This window comes from Stenotrophomonas sp. 96582_Sma, from assembly GCF_056480905.1.
Genome location: NZ_CM151122.1, coordinates 790389 through 803993, shown reverse-complemented (window position 1 = coordinate 803993; position 13605 = coordinate 790389). Strand labels below are relative to the sequence as shown.

The following is a 13605-nucleotide window of genomic DNA, read 5'->3' as shown; positions in this document are numbered from 1 at the left end:
CAATACGGTGCCTGCCCGGAGGCAGGCACCGTAGCGGTATTACTCGGCGGCAGCCGCTTCTTCGTCAGCCGCGTCGGCCTTGCCGGCCTTGGCGGTGACGATGGCGTCGTCGTGGTCCTTGCCCAGCGCCAGGGCCGGGATTTCCACGCCCTTCGGCAGCTTGATGTTGGACAGGTACACCACGTCACCGGCCTTCAGCTCGCCCAGGTCGACTTCGATCGACTCCGGCAGGTCCTTCGGCAGGCAGGTGATGGTCACTTCCTTCAGTTCGTGGGTGACCACGACGTCGGCAGCCTTGCCGGCCGGCGAGGTGTCTTCGTTGATGAAGTGCAGCGGGACCGAAGCGGTCAGGGCTTCGTTCTCGTTCACGCGCTGGAAGTCCAGATGCATGATCAGCTGCTTGTACGGATGGCGCTGCATGTCACGCAGCAGGACCTTCTGCACCTGGCCGTCCAGGTTCAGGTCCAGGATCGAGGCATAGAACCACTCGTTCTGCTGGGCCAGCCAGATTTCGTTGTGGTCCAGGCTGATGGCGACCGGCTCGGCGTTGCCGCCGTACACGATGGCCGGGATCACACCAGCGTGACGCAGGCGGCGGCTCGCACCCTTACGCTGCAGTTCACGCTTGGTGACCTTGATTTCATGGGTCTTCGACATTTTCGACTACTCAGGTTGTTGCCGCGCCTTGCGGCGTGGCGGTTGAAGATGCTTCCGCGACCAGAAGCACCCGGGGTATGTCCCCGCCGTTGCCGGCAGGGACGAAAAACTCAGTCGACGTACAGCGAGCTGACCGACTCGCCGAAGGCGATGCGGCGCATCGTTTCGGCCAGCATTTCCGCCACGCTCAGCTGGCGGATCTTGCTGCACACCCGCGCTGCGTCTTTCAGCGGGATGGTGTCGGTCACCACCAGCTCGTCGAGCTGGGAATTGGTGATGTTGTCCACCGCCGGGCCCGACAGCACCGCGTGGGTGCAGTAGGCGGCGACCTTGAGCGCACCGCGCGCCTTCAGGGCAGCGGCAGCGGCGCACAGGGTGCCGGCGGTATCGACGATGTCATCGACCATCACGCAGGTCTTGCCTTCGACGTCACCGATGATGTTCATCACGGTGGAGACGTTGGCGCGCGGGCGGCGCTTGTCGATGATCGCCAGATCGGCGTCATCCAGGCGCTTGGCGACCGCACGGGCGCGGACCACGCCGCCCACGTCCGGCGACACAACGATCAGGTTCTCGGTGCCGTAGGCGCGCCAGATGTCGGCCAGCAGCAGCGGGGACGCATACACGTTGTCCACCGGAATATCGAAGAAGCCCTGGATCTGGTCGGCGTGCAGGTCGACGGTCAGCACGCGATCAGCGCCAGCGGTGCTGAACATCTTCGCCGCCAGCTTGGCGGTGATCGGCACGCGCGAGGAACGCATGCGGCGATCCTGGCGCGAGTAGCCGAAGTACGGCACCACGGCGGTCACGCTGGCCACCGATGCGCGCTTGAGCGCGTCGATCAGCACCAGCAGTTCCATCAGGTTTTCCGCGCTCGGCGCGCAGGTCGGCTGGATCACGAACACGTCCTGCTTGCGGACGTTCTCTTCGATTTCCACCTGCACTTCACCATCGGAGAAGTGCGAGACCAGCGCCTTGCCCGGGCGAACCCCCAGTTCCTTGCAGATGTTCTGCGCCAGACGTTTGTTGGCGTTGCCGGAAAAGACCAGCAGGTTCGGGGACTCTTGCATCATGATTGTCTCGGGCGGGGACGAGTGGCGGGGATCCGGAGTCGGCAAGGACCCGATGGACCCTTGCTGCTGACAACACCGCGATTGTTTCCACGTCCCGCGCAGGCGATGCGCTGGAAGGCGCGGACACAGCCGCTATTGGCAGGGGCGGTAGGATTCGAACCTACGAATGCCAGGATCAAAACCTGGTGCCTTGGGCCTCTTGGCGACGCCCCTGCATTGATAAATCAGTGTTGCTCGAGTGCATCCAGCAGTGGCGAACGCGCAACGCCCGCTGCCACCCTTGCCCGCAACTCCTTCGGCAACTTCGACCGTCCCTGCTCTGCGGCAGACTGCGATGCGAACTCGACGAAACAACCACTTCCCGAACCGGTCAGCCGCGCCGTGCCGATGTCGCTCAACGCTGCGAACGCTGCCTCGACGGCAGGCTCACGGCGGCGCAGCACCGGTTCGAACGCGTTCCCGACCAGGGTTCCGGAAGCGAAGTCCTCTATTTTCGCCACTGGGCTGTCGCGCGTCAAATCCGGGTCTGCGAACAGGGCCGGGGTGGGAACATGAACGCCCGGTTCAACCACCACATACCAGGCCGGTTCCAGCGCGATCGGCTGCAGGCGCTCGCCCACCCCTTCGGCCCAGGCATTGCGCCCGCGCACGAACACCGGCACGTCCGCCCCCAGGCGCAGGCCCAGCGCGGCAAGCGCGCCCTCGTCCAGACCGGCCCGCCACAGGCGGTTCAGCACCACCAGCACGGTGGCGGCATCGGACGAACCGCCGCCGAAGCCACCACCGGCAGATACATGCTTTTCAACGATGATGTCCGCACCTTGCGCGACATTTGCCACTTCTTTGAGCAATCGCGCGGCACGCACCGCCAGATCATCGGCCTCGGCCACGCCAGCCAGCCCCTCGCCCTGCCGGCGCACCTGGCCGTCTTCACGCAGGCGCAGGCCGATGCGGTCGCCCCAGTCCAGCAGACGGAACACGGTCTGCAGCTCGTGGTAACCGTCGGCGCGGCGGCCGGTGATGTGCAGGAACAGGTTCAGCTTGGCCGGGGCCGGCCACCAGGACCAGCCCGCGTCGTCGACTGCCCCGCTCATGGCGCGCCCTGCCCCCACTGGTCCACCAGCAGGCGTACCTTGGCGTCGCCATTGCTGGCTTCGATCCGGCGCGGCAACGCCGGGCGCCCGGCCTCGGCCGGGTACCAGTCCAGGTACTGCACCTGCCAGCCCATCTGCTGCATGCGACGCGGCCGGCCTTCACCATCGCGCTCGACCTTCTCCGGGCCAGCGGCGTCGCCGGCCACCAGGCCACGGATCCACTCCGGCAGCTGGTTGACCGGAATGTCCCAGCCGGTCGCCTCCAGCAGCAGCTGCTGGGCATCCTCGCCATCGCGCGGACCGCCGGCCAGCCCTTCCAGGCGCCCAGCTTCGGAATGGGTATCGCCGGTCAGCTTCCAGCTCTGCCGGGTCACCGGCGCGCTCAATTCGACCACGTAGCGGCGGCCGTCCTGCTTCCAGTCGATGCGGCCACTGCCGCCATCCTTGCCCTTGCTGACCGCGACCCGGCCCTGGAAGGCCCAGTCCGGCTGTGCCTGCAGCGCGGCCACGCGTGCGGCCTCGGCCTGCGCCGCTTCGGCCGAAACGATCTCGACCACCGCCGGCGCCGGGGTCTTCTGCGTGCCCACGCTGGTGCAGGCGCTGACCGCCAGGGTCGCGGCCGCCAACAGCAGCGGCCGGATCAGGAAAACACTCATGGATTGAATTTCTCGCGGGCGCGCAGCAGCGCGCGGTTTTCAGGGTCGAGCTTGGCCGCTTCCTCGAAGAAATGACGGGCCTCATCGTGCTTGCCCAGCACCCACAGCACTTCGCCAACGTGCGAAGCGATCTCCGGGTCCTTGGCCAGGGTCCAGGCCCGGCGCAGTTGCACCAGAGCCTCTTCCTTGCGGCCCAGGCGATACAGCACCCAGCCGTAGCTGTCGACGATGGCGGCGTTGTCCGGTTCGGCCACGCGGGCGCGGTCGATCAGCTCCAGTGCTTCCTGCAGGCGGCCGGTGCGATCGGCCAGGGTGTAACCCAGCGCGTTCAAAGCCGGCACGTTCTCCGGCTCCGTCACCAGGATCTTGCGCAGATCGGCCTCGGCGCGCGGGATGTCGTCGCGGCGTTCCCAGGTGAGCGCTCGGGCGTACAGCAGGCCGTTGTCATCCGGGTAAGCGGCCAGGCCGCGGGCCAGCGCATCCAGTTCACCGGCGCTGTCGTCGGCGCGCTGGCGCAGTTCGGCTTCCAGCAGGTAGGCGTCGCGGCGCACGTCGTCGTCGACCACCGCATCGGACTGGATCGCATGCACTTCGTCCAGCGCCAGCGGCAGACGCCCGGCCAGGGCCTGGGCATTGGCCGCGCGCAGGCGCGCCTCGCTCAGCTCATCGCCACCTGGCACGCTGTGGTACCACTGCACCGCCTCGGGATAACGCTTCAGGTACTCGGCGATCTTGCCCAGCAGCAGGCGCTGCGCCGGGTCCGGCTTGGCCGCCTGCCGCGACAGTTCGTTGTAGAGATTGGACAGCGCGGCCTTGTCGCCCTGCTTGGCCAGCAGCGAGGCCCGCATGCCCCAGGTCTGCACGTCCTGCGGGCCGAACGCCAGCACGCGCTCGGCGGCGGACGGCTGGCCGAGACTGTCATAGGCAATGGCCACCGCATTGCGCAGTTCCGGGTCCTGGCGGGTCTTCGGCTCCACATCGTGCAGCAGCGACAACGCCTTGCCGGTCTCGCCCGCCTGTTGCAGCTGGCTGGCACGCAGCAGCGCCACACGTGGCTCTTCCGGGAAGCGCTTGACCACTTCATCGATCATGCGCCGGGCCAGCTCGGGCTTTTCCATGCGCAGGGCAAGGCGGCCAAACTCCTGCCAGGCTTCGATCTTCGGCGGAATGGCATTGGCGTCGACCAGCTCACCCAGCACCTGCGCGGGCACCGCTGGATCACGGCCGCCACCGATCAGTGCGGCCAGGGCGAACTTCCAGCCGCGCTCGTCGGGGTCGGCCAGCAGGCCCTGCAGTTCGGTGCGGGCAGCCTTCACATCGCCCTGGCGCATGGCCAGCGCACCGGCCGCACTGCGCATGGTCAACGAACGCGGGGCGCGCTGCTGCCACAGGGCCAGGCCCTTGGCGGCGCTGGCATCATCGTTGGCGAGCATGGAAATGCGGGTCGCGCGCTCGGCCAGGCCGGCGTCGCCGTCGGTCTGCTGGGCCGCCTGCAGGTACCAGCGCGCGGCCTCGGCCAGCTTGCCGGCCTGCAGGGCAAATTCCCCGGCCATCACCGGTTCCAGCGCCAGTTGCTCAGTGGCCGCGGCCCGCACGGGGGCCTTGGCCGGCACCGCTGCCAGGGCCTGGCTGCAGGCCAGGGACAGCAGCAGAACACTGGGGATGCGAATCAATGCGGGCATCGTCGGCATCGGGGCCTTAAAATGTCGTCCAATGGCCAGCAGCTTATCGCAAGCAACTGAACAATGACCCTGTGGGTGCTCGGACTGAATCACCAGACCGCACCGGTGGAGCTGCGCGAACGCGCGGCCTTCGCCGGTGAGGCGTTGCCGCGCGCGCTCGGTTCGCTGCGCGATACCCCGCAGATCGCCGAGGCGGTGCTGCTGTCCACCTGCAACCGCACCGAGCTGTACGCCGTGGCCGATTCGGCACAGGCGCTGGACCAGTGGCTGCACACCCAGGCCGGCGACCTGCAGGGCTACCTGTACCAGCACGCCGACGCCGAGGCCGTGCGCCACCTGTTCCGGGTCGCCACCGGGCTGGACTCGATGGTGCTGGGTGAACCGCAGATCCTCGGCCAGGTGAAGGATGCCTGGTCGACCGCGCGCGACCATGGCCTGCTCGGCCAACGCCTGGACCGCCTGTTCCAGCAGACCTTCTCGGTGGCCAAGCGTGCGCGCACCGATACCCAGGTCGGCGCCAACCCGGTATCGGTGGCGTCGGCGGCGGTGCGCCTGGCGCAGAACGCGTTCGCGCGGCTGGACGATTCCACCGTACTGCTGGTCGGTGCCGGCGAGACCATCGAACTGGCTGCACGGCACCTGAGCGAAGGCAAGGTACGCCGGCTGCTGATCGCCAACCGCACCCTCGCCCACGCGCAGGAACTGGCCAGCCGACATGGTGGCGTGGCGCTGCCGCTGACCGAACTGGACCGCCACCTGGGTGAGGCCGACGTGGTGTTCTCGGCCACCGCTGCGCGCGAACCGGTGATCCATCGCGAAATGGTGGCCAAGGCCCTGCGCGCGCGCCGGCACAAGCCGATGCTGCTGTTCGACCTGGCCGTACCGCGCGACATCGAGGCCGAGGTCGGCACGCTCAACGATGCCTTCCTCTACACCGTAGACGATCTCGAACGCGCGGTGGAAGACAACCGCCGTGGCCGCCGCGAGGCCGCCGCCGAAGCCGAGGCGATCATCGACCTGCAGGTGTCGCGCTTCGTCGAGACCCAGCAGGCCAGCGCCCATCAGGCGCCGCTGCGGCAGCTGCGCGCGTTCGGCGAAGCCACCCGTGCCGAGCTGCTGGAGCGCGCACGCCAGCAACTGGCCAACGGCAAGCCGGCCGACGAAGTGCTGGAGCTGCTTGCCCACGGCCTGACCAACCGCCTGCTGCATCCGCCGACCGCCGCCCTGCGTGCGGCCGCGCTGAGTGGCGATGCCGACCTGACCCGCGCCGCCGAGCGCCTGTTCCCGGCCACGCCGGGTTACCGCCACCCACCCGTGAGACCCGATGACGCCGACCCTGCGCCGTAAGCTGGAAGCGCTGGCCGAGCGCCGCGAAGAACTGGAACGCCTGCTCGCCGAACCCGATGTGGTCGCCGACAACACTCGTTTCCGCGACCTTTCGCGCGAATTCGCCCAACTTGAACCGATCGCCATCGCCCTGGCCGATGAAGCCCGTGCCAAGGCCGATCTGGCCGCCGCCGAAGGCATGCGCGCCGACCCGGACCTGCGCGAGCTGGCCGATGAGGAAATCGCTGCTGCACAGGCGCGCCTGCAGGAACTGGAGCAGGAGCTGGCGCTGCTGCTGGTGCCGCGCGACCCGCGTGACGAAGGCAACCTGTTCCTGGAAGTGCGCGCGGGTACCGGCGGCGACGAGGCCGCGATCTTTGCCGGCGACCTGTTCCGCATGTACGCCCGCTACGCCGAGCGCCAGGGCTGGAAGGTCGAGATCGAATCGGACAGCCCGGGCGAGCATGGCGGCTACAAGGAAGTGGTGGCGCGCGTGGTCGGGCGTGGCGCGTTCTCGCGCCTGAAGTTCGAATCGGGCACGCACCGCGTGCAGCGCGTGCCGGCCACCGAATCGCAGGGCCGCATCCATACCTCGGCGGCCACCGTGGCGATCATTCCCGAGGCCGATGAGGTCGATGACATCGTCATCAACCCGGCCGACCTGAAGGTGGATACGTTCCGTTCGTCCGGTGCCGGCGGCCAGCACGTCAACAAGACCGAATCGGCCATCCGCATCACCCACGTGCCGACCGGCGTGGTGGTGGAATGCCAGACCGAGCGCAGCCAGCACGCCAACCGCGACAAAGCGATGAAGCGCCTGAAGGCACAGCTGCTCGATGCCGAGCGCCAGCGCCAGGACGCCGCGCAGGCCGAGTCGCGGCGCCTGCAGGTGGGCAGCGGTGACCGCAGCCAGCGCATCCGCACCTACAACTTCCCGCAGGGCCGGATCACCGACCATCGCGTGGAAGGCCTGACCCTGTACGACCTGCCCAACGTGCTGGCCGGCGACCTCGACCCGCTGCTGCAGCGGCTCAGCCACGAGCACCAGGTCGACGCCCTGGCCCAGTTGTCGGCGGGCTGAGTCGCATGTCGGCCTGGCAGCAGCGGCAGCACCTGCAACAGGCGATTGCACGCCAGCCGGGCGACTTCGTCGCCTGGGTGATGCTGGCGGACCTGGAACTGGAAGCCGGCGACATCGCCGCCGGCGAGCAGGCCGCGCGCCGTGCACTGCAGCTGCGCCCGAACCACCCTGAAGCACTGGCACGGCTGGGTCGCGTGGCCTGGATGGCCGGCGCGCATGCCGATGCGGCGAAGCTGCTCGGCCAGGCCTCGGCCTTGGCCCCGCAGCACCCGGGCATTGCGCTGTGGCTGGGCCATGCGCTGGAAGATGCCGATGATGCCGAAGGCGCGGCAGCAGCCTATCGCCGTGCGCATGCACTGATGCCGGGCGAACCCTATATCGCCGCCCAGCGCCTGGCCTGGCAGCGTCGCCTGTGCGACTGGCAGGACGTGGACGTGCTGGCGGCACAGGTACGTGGTGCACTTGCCTCTGGGCAGGGCGTGGTCGAACCGTTCGCGTTCCTCAGCGAAGATGCCAGCGCAGCCGAGCAGTTGGCCTGCGCGCGTGCCCGTGCATCCGCCGTTGCCGCTTCTGTGCGGCCGTTGCCGCCAGTGAAGGTGCGTTCCCAGGGCCCGCTGCGGGTCGGCTTCCTTTCCAATGGTTTCGGCGCCCATCCCACCGGATTGTTGACCGTGGCCCTGTTCGAGCAGTTGCGTCATGACCCGGCGTTGCAGCTGCACCTGTTCGCGTTGAACCAGGATGACGGCAGCCGCATCCGCCAGCGCCTGCAGGTGGCCGCACAGCTGCATGATGTGGCCGCGCTGCGCCATGCAGACACTGCTGCACGCATCCGCGCACAGGGCATCGACCTGCTGTTCGACCTGCGCGGCTGGGGCGGCGGCGGTACGCCGGAAGTGCTGGCGATGCGCCCTGCCCCGCTGCAGTTGAACTGGCTGGCGTATCCCGGCACGTCCGGTGCGCCGTGGATGGATGCGGTGATCGGCGACAGCTTCGTTCTGCCGCCGTCACTGGAACCCCACTACAGCGAGCGCGTACTGCGCCTGCCGCGTGCGTTCCAGCCCTCGGACAACACCCGCATGCTGGAGCCGGCACCGTCCCGCGCGGAGTGCGGGCTGCCCGAACAGGGCGTGGTGTTCTGCTGCTTCAACAACAGCTACAAGCTCAATCCACGCAGCATGGGCCGCGCCTTCGCGGTGCTGCAGGCGGTGCCCGGCAGCGTGCTGTGGCTGCTGTCCGGTCCCGGCCATGCCGACGCGCGCCTGCGCAGCGCCGCACAGGCCGCTGGCCTGGATCCGGCACGCCTGGTGTTCATGGCCAAGCTGCCACATCCGCAGTACCTGGCTCGCTATCCGCTGGCCGACCTGCTCCTCGACACGCATCCGTACAACGCGCACACCACCGCGTCCGACGCACTATGGGCCGGCTGCCCGGTGCTGACCTGCCCCGGCGACACCTTCGCCGCGCGCGTGGCCGGCAGCCTCAATCACCATCTGGGGCTGGCACGGATGAATGTCGCCGACGATGCGGCATTCATCGCCACCGCCAGTACGCTGGGCAATGACCCGTCGGCGCTGGCCACGCTGCGCGCCGAAGTGGCCCAGGCACGCGAGCGCAGTGGATTGTTCGACATGGCCAGCTTCGCCCGCGACCTGTCGGCGCTGCTGCAGCGACTGGCCGGCGAGCATGGCTGGCAGGGCCTCGACATCGCCTGAGCGATCCCTGCGCTACGCTCGGGCTCCCTCCCCGCGTGGTGTGATGATGGCCAAGCTCAAGCGCAAGGACTACGACGAACTGCTGCTGCCGCTGCAGCTGGAACTGACCGCGATGGCGCGCTGGGTGCAGCACAGCGGGCAACGCCTGCTGGTGCTGTTCGAAGGCCGTGATACCGCAGGCAAAGGCGGCGCGATCCAGGCCATCAGCCAGCACCTCAACCCACGCCAGTGCCGGGTGGTGGCACTGCCCAAGCCCACCGACCGCGAAGCCACCCAGTGGTATTTCCAGCGCTACGCCTCGCACCTTCCTGCCGCCGGCGAGATCGTGCTGATGGACCGCAGCTGGTACAACCGTGCCGGCGTGGAGCGGGTGATGGGCTACTGCAGCGAAACCGAGTACCAGCAGTTCCTGCATCAGACGCCGGTATTCGAGCAACTGCTGGTGGACGACGGCATCCTGCTGTTCAAGTACTGGCTGTGCGTGGATCAGGAACAGCAGGAAAAACGCTTCGCCGAGCGCCACCTCGATCCGCTGAAGGGCTGGAAGCTCTCCCCGGTGGACCTGAAATCCCGCAGCAAGTACAGCGCCTACACCGAGGCCCGCGAGGCGATGCTGCGCGCGACGCATCGCGAGGCGGCACCGTGGACGCTGGTGGATTTCAACGACCAGCGGTTGGGTCGGCTGACGCTGGTGCGCAACCTGCTGGACCGGTTGCCGGACACGCGGGTGGATGCACCGTTGCCGGAGCTGCCGAAGCTGAAGGGCAAGCTGCATCGCGAGCACTACGATGTACTGAAGCCGATCGAGGACTTCCCGGTCGAAGATTAGGGTGGGTCGGCAGGGCCTGCGGCCCTGCACCTGCTCAACGCAACGGCAACAGCAACAGCGGCTATCCGCGGGATGGCGGGGCGGTGTGGGTGGGCAGGACACGCCGTAGACCCGTCCATGGGGGCTCGATGGCGCCATCCATGGCGCCAACGGTCCTGCCCACCCACACCGCCCCACCTCTGACAGATCCCTGCGGCTGTTGGTAGGTGTCGACCTTGGTCGACACAGTAGATCCACGCCATGCGTGGATGCTTTTCGATTCCCATTCGAAATATTCGATTCCGATGGAGATTCATCCACGCATGGCGTGGATCTACTGCAGATCGCGGAGATCTGTCGAAGGCGGGGTGGGTCCGGTTGCGGGGGCGTGAGCCGCATGGGCCCGAGGCATGCCTCGGGCGGGTTGGGCAGGAGGCCCAACCCCGGTCTTGCCGTGTGCGCAGGACAGCGCACACGAGCAAGCGGCTGCCAAGCCTACATGGACGTACTTGCAGCGGCCCCCGCAACCGGCCCCACCCCGCCATCCCTCAGGAGACCCGCCTTTGCTTCGGCTGTTGCCGTTGCTGTTGCTCTGGCCTCCACGGGTGCAGGGCCGCAGGCCCTGCCGACCAACCCACTACTTTGCGCTGGCGATCTGCTTTTCGATGTCGGCGGCCGTCACCGGGCCAAGGAAGGTGTGCGCCAGCTTGCCCTGCGGATCCAGCAGATGCGTCAACGGCAGGCCACGCGGCGTGGCGAAGTCCGCCGGCGGATCGAACGGGTCCACGATCACGATCGGATAGGTCACCGGGTGCTTGGTCAGGAACGACTGCATCTCCGGCACCTCGATATCCTCATAGGCCAGGCCAACCACCTCGATGTTGCTGCGCATCGCATGCAGCGCCGACAGCTCCGGCATCTCCTTGCGGCACGGGGCACACCAGGTCGCCCAGAAATTCACGATCACCCACTTGCCGCGGTGCGCGGCCAGGTCGTAGTCGCTGCCATCCACCGCCTTCATCCTCAGCGTCGGGAACTCGGCAGTGGTGCGCTCGGCCGGGGTCTCTTCGACCGGTGCCGGTGTGGTCGGCGTCGGTGCCTGTGCTGGCGGCTGGCTGCTGGCGGGGGTCGGCTCCTGGGCCGGTTTGCAGGCCGACAGCGCCAGCAACAGGGCCAGCGGGAGCAGCAACGGGGTCTTGCGGGTCATGGCATGTCTCCGGAATCGGTGTAGATATCGCTGACCTTGCGCTTGAGGCGTTCGCGCAGGGGCAATCGCAGATCGTCCAGTGCCGCCAGCGCAGCACGGCCCAGTGTGTCGTCGCGGTATGGCAGATGCTGCTCGGCTACCGGAATGCGCAACTGGGTACATTCGTACAGATCGGCCAGGCTGACCTGGTCCAGGTCGCGCGAGAGCAGCCATTCGCCACGTTCATCGCGGCGCAGCAGGCCGATCTCCTGCAGGTTGCAGGCCAGGTCCTGCAGCAGCGAATCGGTCAGCATCGGCTCCAGCCGCAGGATTTCATCATCGGCCAGGCCCTTGCCCTTGGCTCGGGCATGGTGGAAGCGGCCGAGCAGGCGCAGCAGGCCATAGAACTCGTAGCCCTGCGGCAGGCGCAGTTCCACCGGCTGGTAGCGGAAGGCGGCCATCGACGAGGACAGCGACGCGCCCAGCAGCACCGCCACCCAGCACAGGTAGATCCACAGCAGCAGGATCGGCACGAAGGCGACCGTGCCGTAGAGCTTCTGGTAGGACTGGAAGCTGCCCAGGTAGGCGCCGATGCCCCACTTCACCAGTTCCAGGATGACCGCCGCGAGAATCGCGCCGGGCACCGCGTGCCGCCATTTCACGGTGTGGTGCGGCACCACCCGGAACATCAGCGTGATGCAGACGAACTCGATCAGGATCGGCGCCAGCCGCAGCGCGAACTCGGCCAGCCAGCGGCCCTCCTGGGTGCCGAACAGTGGCATCGCGAACACCCGCGCCGACACCGCCAGCGAAGCGGCAGCGAGCATTGCGCCCAGGGTCAGCACGGTCCAGTAGACCAGGAAGCGGGTCAGCTTGGGCCGGGTCGAGCCGACCCGCCAGATCTGGTTGAAGGTCTCTTCAACGCTGTTGAGGGTGATCAGCAACGAGACCACCAGTGCGATGAAGCCGGCAGCCGTGAGCTGGCCGGCACTGGCCGAGAACTGCCGCAGGTAGCCTTCGGCCGCACGCGCGGCGTTGGGCACGAAGTTGGAGAAGACGTAATCGCTGAGCTGGTCGCTCCAGCGGTCGAAGACAGGGAAGGCCGAGAGCACGCCGAACACCACGATGGCCAGCGGCACCAGCGCGAACACCGTGGTGTACGCCAGTGCCGCCGCCGCCTGGAACAGGCGGTCGTCGAGGAAGCGATGCCACAGGAAGCGGCCGAAACTGATGGCCCGTGCGCGATCCCGCGCGCGCTCCATCCACAGGTTGAGCGTATCCAAAGGTTCCATCGGCGAAAGGGTACCCGATGCGGAATGCTCGCAGGATAGCCATACTGGTGGCCACACGACGAGGAGAAGCGGGCACGATGGGCGAGATTCTGGTGCTGTACTACAGCCGGGGCGGTTCAGTGGCACGGCTGGCGCGCCAGATCGCGCGGGGCATCGGCGAAGTGCCGGGCATGACCGCGCGCCTGCGCACAGTGCCGCCGGTGGCCGCCGTGACCCAGACCGCACAACCTCCGGTCCCCGACGATGGTGCCCCCTACGTGAGCGTGCAGGACCTGGTCGAATGCCAGGGCCTGCTGCTTGGCAGCCCCACCCGCTTCGGCAACATGGCGGCGCCGGTCAAGCACTTCCTGGACGGGCTGGGCGCCGAATGGGTCAACGGCACCCTCTCCGGCAAGCCGGCCGGCGTGTTCACCTCCACCGCCTCGATGCATGGCGGCCAGGAATCGACCCTGCTGTCGATGCAGGTGCCGCTGCTGCACCATGGCTGCGTGATCGTCGGCATCCCGTTCACCGAGCCGGCGCTGAGCCACACCACCAGTGGCGGCACGCCGTATGGCGCCAGCCATGTGGCCGGTGCAGCCGACGACCCGCAGCCGACCGACGATGAAGCCGTGCTGGCGCGCGCGCTGGGCCGCCGGGTGGCCGACATCGCGCAGCGGTTGGCCCGATGAGCGCCGCGCCGCGCACGGCCCTGCTGCTGGCCCTGATGGGGCTGGCCGCGCTGTTCGCCGGCTGGTTCATCAATGACAAGCACTGGCTGGCCACCCAGCTGGTGTTCACCGCGCCGCCGCTGGCGTTGGCCGTTGCCCTGCGACTGGGCTGGCGCAAGGCCGGTTTCTGGGCCTCGGTGCTGGCCCTGGGCTGGTTCAGCCACGGGGTGATGAGTGCCTGGAGCCACCCGGAAACACGCTGGCTGGCGCTGATCGAGATCGCGCTGGCCCTGCTGGTGATCTTCAGCGCCAGCCTCCCCGGGCTGCGCGCCCGCTTCGGCAAGCGACGCTGACGCTGCGCCCGCCGGGCCGTATCATCTGTGTTCCT

General features: G+C 68.0%; 13 protein-coding genes and 1 tRNA gene. 6 read left to right on the top strand and 8 right to left on the bottom strand.

What is annotated here, in order from left to right; genetic code table 11:
- Nucleotides 1-39 precede the first annotated feature (39 nt).
- The 6 genes from ACZK2R_RS03660 to ACZK2R_RS03635 form a co-directional block, all read right to left on the bottom strand.
- The gene (locus tag ACZK2R_RS03660; RefSeq protein ID WP_014036085.1) at nt 40-657 is read right to left on the bottom strand and encodes a 50S ribosomal protein L25/general stress protein Ctc; all 618 of its coding nucleotides are present in this window, start codon (nt 655-657) and stop codon (nt 40-42) included.
- 110 nt (nt 658-767) lie between these two features.
- The gene (locus tag ACZK2R_RS03655) at nt 768-1727 is read right to left on the bottom strand and encodes a ribose-phosphate diphosphokinase (protein WP_005415400.1); all 960 of its coding nucleotides are present in this window, start codon (nt 1725-1727) and stop codon (nt 768-770) included.
- A 139-nt stretch (nt 1728-1866) separates the two neighbouring features.
- Nucleotides 1867-1943 (bottom strand) — tRNA-Gln (locus ACZK2R_RS03650).
- Nucleotides 1944-1954: 11 nt separating this feature from the next.
- On the bottom strand, nt 1955-2824 hold the full coding sequence (gene ispE, locus ACZK2R_RS03645) for a 4-(cytidine 5'-diphospho)-2-C-methyl-D-erythritol kinase (RefSeq protein ID WP_180838368.1): 870 nt from the start codon (nt 2822-2824) through the stop codon (nt 1955-1957).
- The gene (gene lolB / locus ACZK2R_RS03640) at nt 2821-3480 is read right to left on the bottom strand and encodes a lipoprotein insertase outer membrane protein LolB (protein WP_125895165.1); all 660 of its coding nucleotides are present in this window, start codon (nt 3478-3480) and stop codon (nt 2821-2823) included. Before lolB ends, ispE begins: the two co-directional genes overlap by 4 nt.
- Nucleotides 3477-5162, bottom strand: coding sequence for a tetratricopeptide repeat protein (locus ACZK2R_RS03635; protein WP_180838369.1), 1686 nt, complete (start codon nt 5160-5162; stop codon nt 3477-3479). The genes lolB and ACZK2R_RS03635 overlap by 4 nt, the downstream gene beginning before the upstream one ends.
- Nucleotides 5163-5225: 63 nt before the next feature.
- Here ACZK2R_RS03635 and hemA point away from each other — a divergent pair, with 63 nt between their 5' ends.
- The 4 genes from hemA to ppk2 are packed head-to-tail and all read left to right on the top strand — an operon-like array spanning nt 5226 to nt 10110.
- Nucleotides 5226-6509, top strand: coding sequence for a glutamyl-tRNA reductase (hemA, locus tag ACZK2R_RS03630; protein ID WP_010481752.1), 1284 nt, complete (start codon nt 5226-5228; stop codon nt 6507-6509).
- Nucleotides 6487-7569: a peptide chain release factor 1 gene (gene prfA, locus ACZK2R_RS03625; protein WP_010481754.1), complete on the top strand. Its 1083-nt coding sequence runs from the start codon at nt 6487-6489 to the stop codon at nt 7567-7569. The genes hemA and prfA overlap by 23 nt, the downstream gene beginning before the upstream one ends.
- Nucleotides 7570-7574: 5 nt before the next feature.
- On the top strand, nt 7575-9281 hold the full coding sequence (locus tag ACZK2R_RS03620) for an O-linked N-acetylglucosamine transferase, SPINDLY family protein (protein ID WP_180838370.1): 1707 nt from the start codon (nt 7575-7577) through the stop codon (nt 9279-9281).
- Nucleotides 9282-9327: 46 nt separating this feature from the next.
- Entirely contained in the window at nt 9328-10110 is a 783-nt protein-coding gene (ppk2, locus tag ACZK2R_RS03615; protein ID WP_180838371.1) for a polyphosphate kinase 2, read from the top strand.
- A gap of 616 nt (nt 10111-10726) precedes the next feature.
- Here ppk2 and ACZK2R_RS03610 read toward each other — a convergent pair.
- Nucleotides 10727-11296 (bottom strand): TlpA family protein disulfide reductase, encoded by a 570-nt coding sequence (locus tag ACZK2R_RS03610; protein ID WP_121504922.1) that lies wholly within the window; start codon nt 11294-11296, stop codon nt 10727-10729.
- Nucleotides 11293-12567 carry a YihY family inner membrane protein gene (locus ACZK2R_RS03605; RefSeq protein WP_032130426.1) on the bottom strand — a complete coding sequence of 425 codons (1275 nt, stop codon included), beginning with the start codon at nt 12565-12567 and terminating at the stop codon, nt 11293-11295. The genes ACZK2R_RS03610 and ACZK2R_RS03605 overlap by 4 nt, the downstream gene beginning before the upstream one ends.
- A gap of 77 nt (nt 12568-12644) precedes the next feature.
- On the opposite strand from ACZK2R_RS03605, the gene wrbA reads away from it, so the two are divergent.
- Together wrbA and ACZK2R_RS03595 are read left to right on the top strand one after the other, a co-directional pair.
- Complete coding sequence (gene wrbA, locus ACZK2R_RS03600) at nt 12645-13238, top strand: NAD(P)H:quinone oxidoreductase (RefSeq protein WP_012510135.1); 594 nt, start codon at nt 12645-12647, stop codon at nt 13236-13238.
- Entirely contained in the window at nt 13235-13570 is a 336-nt protein-coding gene (locus tag ACZK2R_RS03595; protein ID WP_049422884.1) for a DUF2069 domain-containing protein, read from the top strand. Before wrbA ends, ACZK2R_RS03595 begins: the two co-directional genes overlap by 4 nt.
- The last annotated feature ends 35 nt before the right edge of the window (nt 13571-13605 follow it).

Excerpts from the sequence above, each read along its gene's own strand:
- ACZK2R_RS03660 (WP_014036085.1), bottom strand. The coding sequence starts at position 657 with ATGTCGAAGACCCATGAAATCAAGGTCACCAAGCGTGAACTGCAGCGT.
- ACZK2R_RS03655 (WP_005415400.1), bottom strand. The coding sequence starts at position 1,727 with ATGCAAGAGTCCCCGAACCTGCTGGTCTTTTCCGGCAACGCCAACAAA.
- ispE (WP_180838368.1), bottom strand. The coding sequence starts at position 2,824 with ATGAGCGGGGCAGTCGACGACGCGGGCTGGTCCTGGTGGCCGGCCCCG.
- lolB (WP_125895165.1), bottom strand. The coding sequence starts at position 3,480 with ATGAGTGTTTTCCTGATCCGGCCGCTGCTGTTGGCGGCCGCGACCCTG.
- ACZK2R_RS03635 (WP_180838369.1), bottom strand. The coding sequence starts at position 5,162 with ATGCCCGCATTGATTCGCATCCCCAGTGTTCTGCTGCTGTCCCTGGCC.
- hemA (WP_010481752.1), top strand. The coding sequence starts at position 5,226 with ATGACCCTGTGGGTGCTCGGACTGAATCACCAGACCGCACCGGTGGAG.
- prfA (WP_010481754.1), top strand. The coding sequence starts at position 6,487 with ATGACGCCGACCCTGCGCCGTAAGCTGGAAGCGCTGGCCGAGCGCCGC.
- ACZK2R_RS03620 (WP_180838370.1), top strand. The coding sequence starts at position 7,575 with ATGTCGGCCTGGCAGCAGCGGCAGCACCTGCAACAGGCGATTGCACGC.
- ppk2 (WP_180838371.1), top strand. The coding sequence starts at position 9,328 with ATGGCCAAGCTCAAGCGCAAGGACTACGACGAACTGCTGCTGCCGCTG.
- ACZK2R_RS03610 (WP_121504922.1), bottom strand. The coding sequence starts at position 11,296 with ATGACCCGCAAGACCCCGTTGCTGCTCCCGCTGGCCCTGTTGCTGGCG.
- ACZK2R_RS03605 (WP_032130426.1), bottom strand. The coding sequence starts at position 12,567 with ATGGAACCTTTGGATACGCTCAACCTGTGGATGGAGCGCGCGCGGGAT.
- wrbA (WP_012510135.1), top strand. The coding sequence starts at position 12,645 with ATGGGCGAGATTCTGGTGCTGTACTACAGCCGGGGCGGTTCAGTGGCA.
- ACZK2R_RS03595 (WP_049422884.1), top strand. The coding sequence starts at position 13,235 with ATGAGCGCCGCGCCGCGCACGGCCCTGCTGCTGGCCCTGATGGGGCTG.